Annotated in this window: 11 protein-coding genes and 1 other RNA gene; 5 read left to right on the forward strand and 7 right to left on the reverse strand. The window is 41.6% G+C overall.

The window, feature by feature from the left end; genetic code table 11:
- Positions 1-96: 96 nt before the first annotated feature.
- The 5 genes from EC328_RS08140 to EC328_RS08160 are packed head-to-tail and all read left to right on the forward strand — an operon-like array spanning position 97 to position 7,350.
- Positions 97-1,635: a class I SAM-dependent DNA methyltransferase gene (locus EC328_RS08140; protein WP_128426319.1), complete on the forward strand. Its 1,539-nt coding sequence runs from the start codon at positions 97-99 to the stop codon at positions 1,633-1,635.
- On the forward strand, positions 1,628-2,731 hold the full coding sequence (locus EC328_RS08145; protein WP_240671553.1) for a restriction endonuclease subunit S: 1,104 nt from the start codon (positions 1,628-1,630) through the stop codon (positions 2,729-2,731). Before EC328_RS08140 ends, EC328_RS08145 begins: the two co-directional genes overlap by 8 nt.
- Positions 2,732-2,750: 19 nt before the next feature.
- Positions 2,751-6,095 (forward strand): DEAD/DEAH box helicase family protein, encoded by a 3,345-nt coding sequence (locus EC328_RS08150; protein ID WP_128426321.1) that lies wholly within the window; start codon positions 2,751-2,753, stop codon positions 6,093-6,095.
- A 25-nt stretch (positions 6,096-6,120) separates the two neighbouring features.
- A complete protein-coding gene (locus EC328_RS08155; RefSeq protein WP_128426322.1) occupies positions 6,121-6,828 on the forward strand; it encodes a DUF3800 domain-containing protein in 708 nt (235 codons plus the stop codon).
- Between the two features lie 6 nt (positions 6,829-6,834).
- Complete coding sequence (locus tag EC328_RS08160) at positions 6,835-7,350, forward strand: hypothetical protein (protein WP_128426323.1); 516 nt, start codon at positions 6,835-6,837, stop codon at positions 7,348-7,350.
- 496 nt (positions 7,351-7,846) lie between these two features.
- Here EC328_RS08160 and ssrA read toward each other — a convergent pair.
- The 7 genes from ssrA to EC328_RS08195 all read right to left on the reverse strand — a co-directional run bounded on the left by ssrA (position 7,847) and on the right by EC328_RS08195 (position 16,576).
- Positions 7,847-8,196: a transfer-messenger RNA gene (gene ssrA / locus EC328_RS08165) on the reverse strand.
- Positions 8,197-8,255: 59 nt separating this feature from the next.
- A complete protein-coding gene (gene smpB, locus EC328_RS08170) occupies positions 8,256-8,720 on the reverse strand; it encodes an SsrA-binding protein SmpB (protein ID WP_128426324.1) in 465 nt (154 codons plus the stop codon).
- A gap of 42 nt (positions 8,721-8,762) precedes the next feature.
- Positions 8,763-10,892 carry a ribonuclease R gene (gene rnr, locus EC328_RS08175; protein WP_128426325.1) on the reverse strand — a complete coding sequence of 710 codons (2,130 nt, stop codon included), beginning with the start codon at positions 10,890-10,892 and terminating at the stop codon, positions 8,763-8,765.
- A gap of 72 nt (positions 10,893-10,964) precedes the next feature.
- Positions 10,965-12,131, reverse strand: a complete 1,167-nt coding sequence (locus tag EC328_RS08180; RefSeq protein WP_128426326.1) for a D-alanine--D-alanine ligase family protein — start codon at positions 12,129-12,131, stop codon at positions 10,965-10,967.
- A gap of 12 nt (positions 12,132-12,143) precedes the next feature.
- Complete coding sequence (locus EC328_RS08185) at positions 12,144-13,658, reverse strand: UDP-N-acetylmuramoyl-tripeptide--D-alanyl-D-alanine ligase (protein WP_128426327.1); 1,515 nt, start codon at positions 13,656-13,658, stop codon at positions 12,144-12,146.
- Positions 13,658-14,458 carry an alpha/beta fold hydrolase gene (locus tag EC328_RS08190; protein ID WP_128426328.1) on the reverse strand — a complete coding sequence of 267 codons (801 nt, stop codon included), beginning with the start codon at positions 14,456-14,458 and terminating at the stop codon, positions 13,658-13,660. Before EC328_RS08190 ends, EC328_RS08185 begins: the two co-directional genes overlap by 1 nt.
- Positions 14,459-14,575: 117 nt before the next feature.
- Complete coding sequence (locus EC328_RS08195) at positions 14,576-16,576, reverse strand: sodium-translocating pyrophosphatase (protein WP_128426329.1); 2,001 nt, start codon at positions 16,574-16,576, stop codon at positions 14,576-14,578.
- Between the last annotated feature and the right edge of the window lie 11 nt (positions 16,577-16,587).

Consider the following 16,587-nt stretch of genomic DNA (forward strand, 5'->3'; position numbering starts at 1 on the left):
TCCTTTGGTAGTTTGTGTGTTGCAACTCTATTTTACCAAACGGCCTCGCCCATGTCCTTTCTATTTTTGGGCTGGAATTCTAATTTGCGAAACTTATTGTACATTATCGAACTCAAAAACCAAATCGATAAGATTTGGGATGATATGTATTCATACGGTATCGCAAATCCATTAGTAGTTATAGAACAGTTAACATATCTGTTCTTTATACGATCATTGGATGATATTGAAACAGCAAATGAAAAGAAAGACGCTATGCTCGGCGGAGCGCCGACAGAACGTATATTTCCGAAAGATGAAATTGGACAGACATTACGTTGGAGTAAATTCTGTGACCTTAAGGCAGAAGAAATATATGACCGATTGCGAGAAAGGGTGTTTCCTTTTATAAAGGGAAATAACACGTCAATTCGCATGCCCGACGGTACACGGCATACGATAGATGGTTTGAAAATCAATAAAAAGAGTGCTTACGCTCAATACATGAAGGATGCAAACTTCCTATTGCCGAATGCGCTGATTACGCAAAAGGTTGTCACAGCGATCAAAGACTTGCCATTGCAGGACAGGGATATGAAGGGTGATATTTATGAGTACATGATATCCAAGCTTCAGACAGCCGGTCGTATAGGGCAATTTAGAACACCGCGCCACATAATCAGCATGATGGTGCGAATGGTTGACCCGCAGCTCACAGACACCATTGCGGACCCTGCTTGCGGAACGGGTGGTTTTCTTGTCGTAGCCGGGCATTACGTTCGTGAAAATAACGAGTATGAACTTCGGACAAACACAAAAGCCCGTGAACATTATCAAAACAGAATGTTCACAGGCTATGATACCGACCAAACCATGCTCCGAATTACAGCAATGAACACTATTTTACATGGCATGGATAATGCAAATATTAAGTTTAATGATTCGCTTTCCAAGAGCAATACAGATGAGGATAAGTACACAGTAGTTCTTGCAAACCCACCATTTAAAGGTTCTCTCGATCATGACTCAGTTGCACCGTCATTAATATCGGTTGCTGATACAAAAAAGACTGAGTTATTATTCGTAGCTCTTTTTCTTAGAATGTTAGATGCAGGCGGTCGTTGCGCTTGTATCGTGCCGGAAGGTGTATTATCAGGACCATCAAACGCTCATAAACAAATACGGAAAGAATTAGTAGAGAAGCATAAGCTTCAGGCGGTTATTTCAATGCCATCAGGAGTATTCAAGCCTTATTCCGGTGTCTCAACAGCGGTTCTGGTCTTTACTAAAACGGGCACAGGCGGTACTGATAACATCTGGTTTTATGACATGCGATCTGATGGTCGTTCCCTTGATGACAAGCGAACGGAATCTGGCACTGATGGTGATGTCGATGACATTGTTGCTCGTTATAAAAATCTTACGGTTGATCCTGCCCAAGAAGCAGAACGAACACGCAAAGATCAATCTTTTCTTGTGCCAGCGCAAGAAGTAATCGACAAAAACTGGGATTTACGCTTTAAAACATACAAAGAAAACAATGGAGAACAACTTGAGTTTGATCATCCATCTGTCAGTATTGCCCGCTTCCGAGAACTTGAGGAAGAAATTCTCGTGGGTATTAGCGAATTGGAGGCAATGTTTGAAGATGAATAAGACATTCTCTGAATTATTTATATTTCAGCCAAAATCAAAAATAAAAGCAGGCGAGGGCAACGAGCAAGGTACTGTTCCTTTTTATACATGCAGTCCTATTCAAGATAAGTTTGTAGAAACGGCTTTATATAACGGCGAAGCGTTAATACTCGGAACAGGTGGAAATCCAACTCTTCATTACGCTCACGGGCAATTTTCAACATCTACAGACTGTCTTGTCGCATATCCAAACGATGGAATTAATGCTCAATATGCATATTATTATCTTTTGTCGGATGCGGAAATTCTTGAAAAGGGATTTAAAGGCTCTGGGTTAAAGCATATCTCAAAGACCTATATCAAAGACATAGAAATACCTATTGAAAATGAATCAGTGCAAGATAAAATTGTTGCTGCCCTGAACAAAGAGCAATTTCTCATCAATAGGCGGCAACTTCAAATTGAAACGCTTAGTAAAGCTGAAACTGATACTTTTGCAAGTATGTTTGGAGATCCTTTAACCAACCCCAAAGGCTGGCCGACTTGTTCATTGTCTGAAATAAGCAAACTCGAACGTGGTAGGTTTTCACCCCGGCCTAGAAACGATCCGAAATATTACAATGGTTCATACCCTTTTGTACAAACCGGCGATATTAATGGATGCGATCATCGTTTATCAACTTATACGCAAACATTAAATGATTTAGGAATACGCGTAAGTAAGGAGTTCCCGGCAGGTACAATTATGATTGCGTTGGTTGGTGCAACAGTTGGCGCTACTGCTATTCTTCAGAGAAATGTATATGCACCGGATAGTGCAATTGGTATAACTGTTGATCCGGAAAAATGTACGAATGTTTTTCTGGAGATGCAGCTGAGATATTGGAGACAATGGCTCTTGGATTATGCGCCTGATGCCGCGAGGGCAAATATCAATCTGGAAATTCTATCACCCTTGCAAGTTATAGTTCCACCACTCCCATTGCAACTTGAATTTGAAAACAAGATGAACTTTCTTGAGGAACAAAAGCTACGTCTCCGAGCTAGTCTTGAGATATTAGAGACGACGTATAAATCCACCTTGCAGAAAGCCTTTAATGGCGAACTATTCCAATGAGTGAAAGGAGGGATATTGGATGGCAAACTTTGATTTTTTATTAAGCAACCGAGAGTTTCAGGCTTTTTCTTCCGCTTGTATAGAAGCAGAGAGTTCTATTGCTGCTAGCCCTGCCTTGTGTGCGCTTGGGACTAGAAAAAGTGCGGAACTCGCTGTAAAGTGGCTCTATTCAGTAGATAAGAGTTTAAAGATGCCTTTTAAGGACAATTTGTCTGCACTTATCTACAACCCCTCATTTGCGGACTCGGTTGATGATGAAATAATGGGCAAACTCAAGTTCATCATTAAGCTTGGCAACTTTGCAGCACATACAGGAAAAAATATCAGTCGTCATGAGGCTACCTTATCGCTTGGGTGCCTTTTTGACGTTGTGCTATTTATCGACTACTGTTATGGCTCGGCATATGAAGATAGAAAATTTGATGAATCCCTTCTTCCATCGGAGCTGGCTGAATCTATATCAAAGGATGAATTTAACAATCTTAAAGCTGAATTAGATGCTAAGGATGAAGAACGTCAGAAATTGCTCGATGACCTAAAAAAAATGCAATCCGAGATGGAATCCCTCCGAGCAAGCAATACCGCTTCAAGGGCATATTCCGCAGGAACGAAGAGTGAAGCGGATACCCGTAAAAGCTACATCGACGTTGACCTAAAGGCGATGGGCTGGAAGTTCCGAGTTGACTGCTTTGAAGAGGTACCAGTTTTCGGTATGCCTAACGATTCTGGAGATGGCTATATTGATTACGTCTTAAATGGTGATAATGGTCTGCCCTTAGCAGTTGTAGAAGCTAAAAGAACTACGGTCGACCCGAAAGTTGGTCGACATCAGGCGAAACTTTATGCCGATTGTCTTGAAAATCAATATGGACAACGTCCCTTTATTTTTTACACAAATGGTTACGATACTTGGTTTTGGGATGATACAAATTACCCAGAGCGCAAGGTCTATTCAGTATTTTCAAAAGAAGATTTGCAGCGAATCATGAACCGTCGCGAGCAGCGAATTCCTTTTGACAACATCCAAATCAACCCTGAAATTACGGATCGTCACTATCAGAAGACTGCCATACAACGAATTTGCGGAGAATTTTCACAGAGCCGCCGCAAGTCTCTTTTAGTTATGGCAACCGGAACTGGTAAAACTAGAACGGCTGTGTCTCTCGTCGATGTATTGACATCACATGCATGGGCGACAAATATTCTATTTCTGGCTGATAGAGTTGAACTGGTCAAGCAGGCAAAGTCAGCGTTTACAAAGCACATGCCGAACTTATCATCCTGTAACCTTTGCAAACGTGGAGACGACAAACCTGCTGATAGAGCAATTTTCTCTACGTATCCAACTATAATGAATGCAATCAATGAGGAAAAAACTGAGGACGGGAAAAAGCTGTTTACTCCAGCGCACTTCGACCTTATCATCATTGACGAAGCGCATCGAAGTATTTTCAAGAAGTACAGAGCCATTTTTGATTATTTTGATGCTCTTCTGGTGGGGCTGACCGCTACACCAAAAGATGATGTTGGACACAATACTTATGAGTTTTTCGGTCTAGAAAATAATATGCCCACTTATGCCTATGAGTATGGTACAGCAGTGTCCGAGGGGTATCTTACAGATTACCATTGCATCGAAAAACTATTTCGTATACCTACAGAAGGCATCCATTATGATGAACTTTCAGATGAGCAACAGACAATGTTTGAAGAGGCTTTTGATGAGAATGAAGAAATCCCTGACTTCATAAGCGGAGAAGCCATAAACTCTCAGTACTATAACATTCACACTAATCAAGCAATAATTCAAGACCTGATGACTAAAGGGTTAAAAGTTGAAGGCGGCGACAAATTAGGCAAAACCATTATCTTTGCTAAGAACCATTCACATGCAGAATTCATAAAGAATCAATTTGATGCTCTCTACCCACAGTATCATGGCGATTTTGCACGTGTTATTGATAATTACGAGAAGTATTCTGAGGATTTATTAACCGCCTTTAAGCAAAAAGATAAATATCCGCAAATTGCCATATCTGTTGATATGCTGGATACAGGTATCGACGTACCTGAAATCCTCAACCTTGTCTTTTTCAAACGAGTGCTTTCCAAAACTAAGTTTTGGCAGATGTTTGGACGTGGCACGAGGCTTTGTGAGAATATTTTCGGCCCGGGCGAAGATAAAAAGCAGTTCTATATCTTTGATTACCTTGGTAACTTTGAGTTCTTCCGTCAAGATCCAAAGGGAAAAGAATCGGATGAAACTATCTCTTTGGCTGAATATACTTTCAAACTGAAAGTGATGCTGATTCGCGAACTCCAGGAAATGAAATTCCAAGAATCTGAGCTCATCAATTTCCGACAAAGCCTTGTCCAGGATATTTCAACCAGCATTTCTTCGTTAAACAAAGAACAGTTCCAGGTTAAACAAAACCTGCAGCTGGTGGAAAAGTATGCCGACTCAGACGCATTCCAGTGCATTGGTGCAATTGAAGCCGGTAATATCATATCCCACTTAGCGGGACTAGTTCCAGCTCTTGATGATGATGAGTCTGCACGTCGGCTAGATGCACTAATGTACAAATTATCTATTGCTCATGTAACTGGAGATGATAACACTCAGCGTTCTATCATTAATCGAGTTAAAACAATTGCTCGTACCTTAGAGCCAAAGGCAACAATCCCTCAGGTACTGGAGCGCCGTGAAATAATAAGCCAAGTGCAGCAGGATTGCTTTTGGGCATCAGCAACACTTCTTGACATTGAAGAAATACGTCAGCAATTACGTGATCTGATGCAATACCTGAAGAAAGAAATGCGCGCTAAAGTCATCAATGTAACTGATAGCGTCTTGCTTGAAAAAGAAGGAGAGCGCTTTGCTGATGACCCTGCCATGGAAGGTTATTATCAAAGAGCTGAACGGTACGTTAAGGATAATGAAAATAAACCTGCCATTCACAAATTAAAGAACAACGAAACGCTGAATGATGCAGATTGGGACGAGCTTGAGCAAATATTCTGGCATGAGGTAGGGACGGAGAAAGAGTATGAAGCAGCAGCTAACGGCGTTTCATTAGGTCGGTTTATTCGCGGAATCACCGGACTGTCACAGGAGGCAGCTTTGGCAGCTTTCTCTGGTTTCCTAGATGGTCAATTATTCACCGAACCGCAAATTACATTTGTCTACTATATCGTAGACTGGATTACTCGCTGGGGCACGCTGACTCCGGAAGATATGAAAGATGATGAATTTGCCGGCGGAGCAGACATTTTCGAAATATTCAGTGACAACCTTGATGCCTTCCGACGTATTAGGTCAACAATTGAAAGTATAAATTCGAACGCTATACGGACGGCGGCATAGACAATATAAGCAAGGGTGGTAAGCCATGATTAATTACAATGTATATTGCGACGAAAGTTGTCATTTAGAACATGATGGAATAAATATCATGGTTCTCGGAGCTGTTTGGTGTCCTCACGACTGCGTAAAAGAAATCAATGAACGCATACGCAAAATAAAAGTCAGAAATGGCATATCTGAAACAGCAGAAATGAAATGGACAAAAATAAGTCCTGCTAAAACCCAATTATATGAAGACCTGGTCAATTATTTTTTTGATGAAGCAGATCTTCATTTCAGAGCTTTGCTGATTCCTGATAAAACAAAGCTTGACCATGAAAGATTTAATCAGACGCACGATTTGTGGTACTATAAAATGTATTTCGAGATGCTTAAGGCTATACTCTCGCCTACCGATTCCTATGAAATCTATATTGATGTCAAAGATAGTCACACAAATAGGAAAGCACAAAAATTAAAAGAAGTCTGCTGTAATTCCATGTATGATTTTGCATCACGCACCATTAAAAAAATACAACCCATACGTTCAGATGAAGTGCAAATCATGCAAATCGTCGACGTCTTAATTGGAGCTTTAGGTTATAATAATCGTATTTTCCCTGAAAACCACCAACTGAGCAAGGCAAAGCTCGACATTATCAAACTAATAAAAGAACGATCCGGTTATTCTTTAGATCGAAGTACCCTTCTTCGTGAAGATAAGCTTAATTTGTTCTTTTGGGATGCGAGGTAACTGATAATGGAAAATAATTGTTGGTTGCCAAATCTAGAGTTTTTTGAAGACTATAATAGCGAATGGGCCGCATACCAAAACGCTCTTTATACAATTTTCAAAAAAGATTTTATAGATTCCAGACCGTCTTTTAAAGGGATACGAGTTAGTATTAGAAAGCACCCAGTGGAGTATGGAAAGGAAGAAGCTTTTTTTCATGTCACTTGTCAGGATTATAACGGTGATGGTGAACGAGCACCAGATTTTCGCCGTTGCGAGAGAATTCGCTGGGTTAAGAGTTTTATTGAAGAACATAATTGCGACAGTTCAGCTTGCGCAGAATGCGATGGAATTAAGCTTTGGGAAGAACCCGCCCCTAGAGGAAGCTACAAAAGAGTTCACTTGCTTTTAGAAGAAGAGCGATATATGGTTGTAGTTGAGCCCCGCGATTCATATTGTTTATTGATTACAGCTTTTTATTTTGAGCAAGATCACTCATTAAGAAAAAAGCTTCAGCACTATGCGGAATATTCGAATAGTTGAAAATCATGAACAATTTTTAAATTCTTGCGTATACTATTACTAAGCTAGGATATAATATGCTTTAGAACGTGCGTTCTGGTCCGAAATTTTTCTGGACAAAATGCGTATCATGTGCTATGCTCTAAGTAGCTCATTTACCATGTGTAAAAGGAGTTCCTGAAAACGTCTTGTTTATAGCAAGGCGTTTTTTGCTGTCTAAAAAAGAAATAATATATTTTTGGACTAAAAGTATTTTGCTAACTAATGTCCAACGATTACTTCAAATGCTCAACGATATGCCCGAAAAATGCACACCCCCACCTAATGTCAAACGATTTGATGCCACGCTACCAGCTCTTAAAATCAGCGAACAATGAAAAATTCCAATGGCAGCGGCCCAAAAAATGAAACAAGCAGTCTCCGAAAAACCTCGTGAACCGCTTGTTTCAAGCCGTTTCAGGGTAAAATAAAACCACCAACCGATAAAATACTTTTTATCAATTGATGGTATTACTTTTGGTGGAGGCGGTGGGTGTCGAACCCACGTCCGAAAATCCTTCCACAAGAGCTTCTCCGAGTGCAGTCAGCAATTTCACATTCCCTCTACCCATCTCCTGCTGACAGGATATGGGCTTTAGTAGCTTCATAGGTTCCGTTTCCAGCTCAAAGCTTTGCCGGACTCGGTTCCCCACTTAGATGACGATTCTATCCAGGTCGTGGGAATCCCGGCAGAATCGAGCAGCTATATTAAGCTGCTAGTGCGTAATTATCGTTTGCGTTTAATTTAGTTGCCACTTTTAACGTTGCTTGGCGACAACGACTCGCTACTCCTGATTCCGTATCCCCGTCGAAACCAAGTTCGCCCCCGATACTTTTTATTGCAGATAAATTATAACATATGTTCGAGTTTGTGTCAATTTTCGCCTCTATTGGTACTTCTCGCTGGAATGTTGTGCTATCCTTCTCTCAGCATCCTTTTTAGCAATAGTGTCTCGTTTGTCGTATAACTTTTTTCCTCTTGCCAGAGCAAGCTCCAGTTTAACCTTACCATCCTTGAGATATATTGAAAGAGGAACCAGAGTAAACCCCTTTTGCTTCGTTTCACCTATCAGCTTCCTTATTTCCCTTCTATGAAGGAGTAGCTTTCTTTTTCTTAAAGGGTCTACATTGTAAATATTCCCCTGCTCATATGGACTTATATGCATCCCGTTAACATATACCTCGCCGTCATCAATGGAAGCATAGGACTCCTTGATATTGACCTTGCCCTGACGTATGGATTTTACTTCAGTACCGGTGAGGACTATGCCTGCCTCCATGGTATCCTCTATGAAAAATTCGTGTCTTGCTTTTCTATTGGTTGCAATTACTTTAGTTCCAAGCTTTTTCATGCAATCACCCTTTGAAAGTTTTCGAACTTCAGTGTAGCAAATTTAGTCATCTGTGTCAATATTGGCAGAGGCTATGGCAAAGTCAATATTCTTTTTACCAATATCCGCTCCTATGACTTTTATCCTTACCTCGTCGCCCAGTCTGTAAGTCCTTTTGGTCCTTTCGCCAACTATCATGTAGTTTCCCTCATCGAAGAAGTAGAAATCATCCTCCATATTACTGAAGTGGACTAATCCTTCAATCGTGTTTTCAAGCTGCACGAACATCCCAAATGATGTCACAGAGGACACAATCCCGTCGTATTCCTCGCCGATCCTCTCAGCCATAAATTGAGCCTTCTTAAGGTCATCGACCTCTCTCTCGGCCTCCTCAGCCCTTCTTTCTGTCATTGATGTATGTTCAGCAACCTCCGGAAGCCAGCCTTCAAGGTGCTCCATCCTCCTATGGCTTAAGCTTCCCCGCAGAGTTTCCTTTATGATCCTGTGGATCTGAAGGTCAGGATATCTTCTTATTGGAGAAGTAAAATGCGAGTAATACTGTGCAGCAAGCCCAAAGTGTTTGCCTGGCTCTGAGCTATAAACAGCTTTTTGCATCGTCCTAAGAAGCAAGGTTGAGATTACGGGCTCCTCTCTCCTCCCTTTTATCTCATCCGTAAGTCTTTGGAAGTCCTTGGGGTGAAGCTCCTTACCCCTTACTGAATAACCGAAGTTATGGATGAACCTAAGGAAATCAGCTAACTTTTCAGGATTTGGATCCTCATGTATCCTGTACAGGAATGGTACTTGAGCCCAGAAGAATCTTTCAGCAACAGTCTCATTGCAGACCAGCATAAACTCCTCGATAAGTCTGTTCGCAACCCTTCTTTCCAGCTTCCTTACATCTATTGGCTTGCCATTCTCATCCAATTCGATGTAGCTTTCAGGGAAGTCAAAATCAATGCTTCCTCTTCGTTCCCTTCTCGATCTCAATATATCCATAAGCTCCTTCATGACGAAAAGCTCCTCTGCAACATCTCTCAATTTCCCCTCAGTTGAGGTCTTGCCTTCAAGCAAATCGGAGACATCATCATAAATAAGCCTTGCTTTGCTGTTTATTACTGATTCAAATATTTCATGGGCATAAACCTTGCCTTTTTTATCTATGTCCATAATAACTGACATGGCAAGTCTGTCTTCCTTCGGATTCAGAGAACAAATACCATTGCTTAATTCATGGAGCAGCATTGGGATCACTCTATCGAGAAGATATACTGAGTTTCCCCTTTTAAGGGCTTCCTTGTCGAGTGGTGAGCCATCTTTCACGTAATGCGATACGTCGGCGATGTGGACCCCAAGCCTGTATCCTCCATTATCGAGGCTTTCTATGGATACTGCATCGTCAAGGTCCTTGGCATCTGCACCATCTATTGTGAACAGCTTAAGTTGTCTTAGATCTCTTCTTCGTGAAATCTCATCTTCAGGGATCCTCATTGGAACTGCTTGCGCTTCCTTAATGACATCTTCAGGGAAAACACTCGGCAGATTAAACATCCTTACTATGGATAGTATGTCAGTTCCCTTCTCCCACGGGTATCCCAGAACCTCAATAACGTTCCCTTCGGGATTTCTCCTTGGTTCAGGCCATCTTGTAAGCTCCACGATTACCTTTTGCCCATCCTTTGCATTCATTGATCCGGCTTTTGGGATGAAAATATCATAAGAGAGCTTATGATTGTCAGGAATAACAAACCCGAAATTCCCATTCCCCTCGTAGGTACCGATTACAGTCTCATTAGCCCTTTCAAGGATCCTGATTATCTCACCTTCCTGCTTTCTTGACGTCTCTCTGCGTTTAAGGATGTTAACAACTACCTTGTCCCCATGCATAGCACCATTCATGTTCTCTGCGGATATAAATACGTCCTCGCCAGGTCTGTCCTTCGATATTACAAAACCGAATCCCTTTTCATTACCTTCCAAAACTCCCAGTGCCATATATTCGCTATTTAACAACCCATATCTTTCGTTCCGTGCTTTAAGTATTATACCTTCCTTTTCCATGCTTTCCAGCGATTTGAAAAACTCCCTTTGATCCTTTCTATCGATCTTAAAGGCAACGGCTATCTCCTCTTTCAGCATTGGCTTATATTTTGGCTGCTTCATAAATTCAATGATTATCTCTCTCATCGACATATCCACTCTCCCCTTCCATCATAATCATTATGTACCCTTGCGGGCAAAAAAATGTAAGATACTTAAAATATCCTACATTTTGCCTGTTTTTGATCCGAACTGGGTTCTTGCAAACAGATTTGAATCAAAGGTGTACATGTTTTTCTCTTTTTCCTTGTGGGTTATCAGGGCGATTTCTATCATCTTATCGATAAGAGTTTTAAAATCGTATCCTTTGCCCTCCCATAGATAGAAAGCAAGAGATCCGGGGAGAGTGTTTATCTCGTTTACATACACACTGCCGTTTTCAGCTAAAAGAAAGTCAATTCTTGCATTTCCTCTTCCATCGATTGCCATGAAGGCATGTTTTGCAAGGTTTTCGATTTGCTTTCTCATATCGTCCGGTATATTGGCAGGAATTGCTCTTTTAGAATCTTCCCCTTTTTCTGATTTGTCCCCGCGGATATATTTATCGTCAAATGACAACAGGTCTGTCCAGCCTATAGGCTCTTCGCAAAGAGATGCCTCTACCTGGTCATCATAACCAAGAACGGCACAGTTTATCTCTCTCGGGTTTTCAACAGCCTTCTCAATTATTAGCTTCCGGTCGTAGCTTGCGGCAATCTGGAAGGCAAACTCCAGCATCTCCCTGTTTTTAGCCTTTGATATTCCTATACTTGATCCAAGGTTTGCCGGTTTTACGAATACAGGATACCCTAGCTTCTTCTCAATTTCCTCTATGACCTGGGATTTCCCGGAGATCCATTGTGATCTATAGAACCATAGGAATTCTACAACAGGAAGATCGTTTGCCTTATATACGTCCTTCATTACAATCTTGTCCATCCCTACTGCCGATGCCAGAACACCTGCACCAGCGTAGGGCAGATTCAGCAACTCAAGAAGTCCCTGTACGCTTCCATCCTCACCGTTAGTTCCGTGGAAAGCTGGGAAAAATATATCCACCTTATCAAATACCTTCTTGCCGAAAATCCCTGCTTCTTCAGGATGAAGATATAGGTTCCCATCCCCATGGATCCCTGAAAGCATGATCCTCTTTGTGTCTTTCAAATTGTTCTCCTTAAAGGATTTAAAGCTCAGCAGGCTCCTTCCCGTTAGCCATCTACCGTCTTTGTCTACGTATACAGGAATTGGATCATATTTGGTTTTGTCCATATTCTCAATGATCTGCATTGCAGTTATCACAGAAACCTCGTGTTCTACACTTCTACCGCCAAACAGCACTCCTACCTTTTTCACAGATGGACCCCCCTACTCACTGTAGTTATCCGGCAGGTCGTTTTCAAACAAAACGACGTCACCAGATTTTGAGATTTTTCCTAACTCAACTGTAGCCTCACTTAAATTATTTACGACAATTATATTGTCTAATTTAAAATTGCTTTCCAGCAACCCCTCAAATATCGGCCTGGTTCTCTTCTCGCCGACAAGAATTGCATAATCACATACCTTGCCGATGTTTACTCCAAATTCTCTGTTGGCCTCTTCCTCCATATCACCCAATTCTATCATACCTGGTGTGACAATGATTTTTTTGCCATCCTTGAATTGACCCAACACCTCCAAGGCTGCTTTAGTACCTATCGGATTAGAGTTAAAAGCATCGTCGATAATTATTATCCCATTAGGGGCTTTTATCAGATTTAGCCTATGTTCAACCGGTTCTACCTTTGAGATGCCCCTCGCTATCTCTTCAAAGCTAAGACCTAGTATTTTTGCAGCACAGGCACCTGCGAGCAGATTATATATATTATGTTTGCCTAAAAGCTTGGTTGAACACATTATACTGTTTCCTTCCCTGTCCCTCAGCGTGAAGGTTGAACCCTCCTCAGTAACCTGGATATCCTCAGCATATACATCGAGCTTCTCGGTGTTTTCAAATCCATAGAGGAGCTTCTCCTTAAATGTTTTATCAGCAAGCTTCCTGATGTGTTCATTGTCATAGTTGAAAACAGCTACGCCATCAGTTGGAAGCTCTTCTATAAGCTCATATTTGGTTTTCATGATATTGTCGATGTTTTTAAAAGTTTCAATATGGACAGGGCCTATTGATGTCAGGATACCTATCTTTGGCTGCGCAAGTTCAGCCAGTTCTCTGATCTCTCCAATTACCTTGGCACCCATCTCTGCTATGAAAACCTCATGTTCATCCTTCAGGTCGTTGTTGATCACCTTTGATAAGCCCATTGGGGTATTGTAGGATTCGGGTGTGTTCAGGACATTGAACCGCTCTGAAAGTATTGTCCCTACTATGAATTTGGTGCTTGTTTTACCAAAGCTTCCTGTTATCCCTACCACTTTAAGATCTTCCCTTGATCTAATCTTGTTCTGAGCAGATGTGTAAAATCCCATATTTATTCTGTTTTCCACAGGCTTCATAAGTATGGTGGACCAAGCCAGAATAATGGGCTGAAGATAATAAACAACACCAAGGGAAATTAAGACCAAAATAGCAGTAAATATAACATTATCAACCAAAGATCCCAATAAAATCACAGGAATGGAATATATAATGACTGACAGAACAAGATTCGCCCTAAAAAGCCTCGTTGCTCTCTGAGTCATTACAAGTGGTTTTTTTATAGGCTGTGATTCCTTAGAGAAGCTGTATGCTCTTTTTTTATTGCTTCCCAGCCATTTGAGATAATGTTCAGCATCATAGCCCTCAAGCTGCACCATATGAAGCGATTCCTTCGTCCTTTTTTCAGCAGCGACCATGAATACTGACCCTATTACTACTACCAACAAAATAAATTGTAATTCCATCATATTCCTCCAGAGTCAGTTCCACCCATCTTACTCTCGCCCTCTTTGAAAAAGGCTTTGAGTACTAAGGAAAACCTGTTATATTCATCTACATACGAGAAGTGACCTGCACCCTCAAATATCACGAGACCGCTGTCCTTTATTTCCCTCTCCATAATCTTTGCCTGATATAACGGAGTAGCTTCGTCCTTGTCTCCCCATATCAGCAGAGTGGGAGCCTTTATATCCTTCAATATGGGCTTAAGGTTTTCATTAACTACCCTAACAAGTATTTTCCTCATTATGCCCTGAGCATTCTGATAATCATCAGATCCAAACTTTTTGCGGAGTCTTTCCATCCTTACAGGATCTTCCTGCCAAAAGAAAACCAGTCTCCATAAAAGCTTCATCAGCTTGAATCCTTTGACCTTCAGATGATACTTTATAGTTCTCCTTGGTATTAAGCCAGCGCTATCTATCAGTACGAGCTTATCAATCAAATCAGGGTGCCTTGCTGATAATATTATCGATAGCTTTCCACCGAAGGAATGTCCTACGAGTGATAACCTTTCGATCCCAAGCCTGTCAATAAATATCTTGAGTATATCCGCATAATGGAAGGATCCGAAAACCTCCTTTGGGGTTCCTGAACTGCCAAATCCCGGCAGGTCCAGAGCAATCACTCTATGCGTACCGGAAAGAATGTTGACAATGGGTCTAACCGAAGCGATGCTTGCACCCCAGCCATGGAGTATGAGTACTGTCTCACCTGAGCCCTCAATAATGTAATTCAGTTCTATTCCTTCAATATTAATATTCAAATATGATCCTTCTCCTATCTGGACTATTAATGCTACACGTTAAAATTATACCATATCGGGGCACTTTTATACAGTAGTTCCACTACACAAAAAATCCCTCTCGCGAGGGATTCTCTTCTAAAACAGCTTGCCTCCGTAGGTAACGAATACCTGGGCGAAAACAAGAGCTACAATAGTCATAAGTTTTATCAGGATATTCATCGATGGTCCTGATGTATCCTTGAACGGATCTCCAACAGTATCGCCGGTTACAGCAGCTTTGTGAGCCTCACTGCCCTTTCCACCATGATTCCCCTCTTCGATGTACTTCTTGGCATTATCCCAAGCTCCACCTGCATTGGACATGAATATCGCCATTAATACACCCGTAACAAGTGCACCTGCGAGAAGCCCTCCCAGAGCTTCCGCACCAAGTATCAAACCAATTGCTATTGGAACTACAACTGCCAGCATCCCTGGAACTATCATTTCCTTGAGTGCCGCCTTTGTACTTATATCTACACAGGTTGCATATTCAGGGGTCGCAGTTCCTTCCATGATACCTGGTATTTCCCTGAATTGTCTTCTTACTTCCTCGATCATCTTGAAAGCAGCTTTTCCTACTGCATCCATGGTCAATGCACCAAACAGGAACGGAAGCATCCCGCCTATCAAAAGACCTGCTATAACGGTTGGTTTAGTTATGTCGATCGATGCAAGCTTAACAGCTTGCGTATAGGAAGCAAATAAAGCAAGTGCTGTAAGAGCTGCTGAACCTATGGCAAAGCCTTTACCTATAGCTGCTGTAGTATTTCCTACTGAGTCGAGCTTATCAGTTATTTTTCTAACTTCTTTAGGAAGATGGCACATTTCTGCAATACCACCGGCATTATCTGCAATAGGACCATAAGCGTCAACTGCAATGGTCATACCTGCAGTTGACAGCATTCCAACCGCTGCCAGCGCAATACCATAAAGTCCTTTTGCCGGCTCAGCATTTCCGCCTGCCACATAGTATGCCACAAGAATACCGATTGCAATTACAATGATTGGAGCTGCTGTTGACATCATTCCAACTGAGAGGCCCCCGATTATATTTGTTGAGGCTCCTGTTTCAGATTCCTTTGCTATCCTCTTAACTGGCCTGTAGTCTGCTGATGTAAACATCTCAGTTATTTTTGCAATAGCAAGTCCAACTACAAGTCCTGCCATTATAGCTACAAATGGCGCAAAAGCTCCCAATATGACCTGACTTAAAAATGCAGCTGCTACCATTGTCACTATTGAGCTTACAAGCGTACCTTTGTTAAGTGATTTTTGTGGGTCTGCATCACCCTTAACGAAAAATGCTCCAACAATTGAAGCTAAAATACCGACTGCTGCCAAAGCAAGTGCAAACAGTACACCTTGCTCCCCAAATGCTACCAATCCAAGAGTTATAGCCGATATTATCGCTCCGACATAAGACTCAAAAAGGTCAGCACCCATTCCTGCTACGTCACCAACGTTGTCACCAACGTTATCAGCGATTACCGCCGGGTTTCTTGGGTCATCCTCTGGGATCCCTGCCTCCACCTTACCAACAAGGTCAGCTCCAACGTCTGCTGCCTTAGTGTAAATACCTCCACCAACTCTTGCAAAAAGTGCAATTGATGAAGCGCCCAATCCAAATCCTGTAATGATCGCCGGATCTTTAAAAATAATGTAAGAAACTCCAACGCCAATGATGCCAAGTCCTACTACGCTCATTCCCATAACTGCCCCTCCTGAGAATGCAACGTTAAGAGCTTTGGTCATTCCACTTTCCATAGCAGCATTAGCTGTTCTTACATTTGCTTTTGTTGCAACCTTCATTCCAAAGTAGCCTGCAAGCATTGAGAATGCGGCCCCGAATACGAAAGTTATTGCTGTAGTAATATTGATCAATAATGCCAGTACTACGAATAATGATACGATAAAGATTGCCAATGACTTATATTGTCTTGACAGGAATGCCATGGCACCTTCCTGGATGTAGGTTGAAATTTCTTTCATTCGGTCGTTGCCTGGGCTTACCTTGTTGATAGTTGATGCTTTGTAGAATGCAAACAACAAAGCAACCACTCCAGTCAATGGAGCGGCGATCAAAATAAAATCCATTTTACCCTCCT

Source organism: Gudongella oleilytica (assembly GCF_004101785.1).
Lineage (GTDB): Bacteria > Bacillota > Clostridia > Tissierellales > Tissierellaceae > Gudongella > Gudongella oleilytica.

Excerpts from the sequence above, each read along its gene's own strand:
- EC328_RS08145 (WP_240671553.1), top strand. The coding sequence starts at position 1,628 with ATGAATAAGACATTCTCTGAATTATTTATATTTCAGCCAAAATCAAAA.
- EC328_RS08150 (WP_128426321.1), top strand. The coding sequence starts at position 2,751 with ATGGCAAACTTTGATTTTTTATTAAGCAACCGAGAGTTTCAGGCTTTT.
- EC328_RS08155 (WP_128426322.1), top strand. The coding sequence starts at position 6,121 with ATGATTAATTACAATGTATATTGCGACGAAAGTTGTCATTTAGAACAT.
- EC328_RS08160 (WP_128426323.1), top strand. The coding sequence starts at position 6,835 with ATGGAAAATAATTGTTGGTTGCCAAATCTAGAGTTTTTTGAAGACTAT.
- smpB (WP_128426324.1), bottom strand. The coding sequence starts at position 8,720 with ATGAAAAAGCTTGGAACTAAAGTAATTGCAACCAATAGAAAAGCAAGA.
- rnr (WP_128426325.1), bottom strand. The coding sequence starts at position 10,892 with ATGTCGATGAGAGAGATAATCATTGAATTTATGAAGCAGCCAAAATAT.
- EC328_RS08185 (WP_128426327.1), bottom strand. The coding sequence starts at position 13,658 with ATGGAATTACAATTTATTTTGTTGGTAGTAGTAATAGGGTCAGTATTC.
- EC328_RS08195 (WP_128426329.1), bottom strand. The coding sequence starts at position 16,576 with ATGGATTTTATTTTGATCGCCGCTCCATTGACTGGAGTGGTTGCTTTG.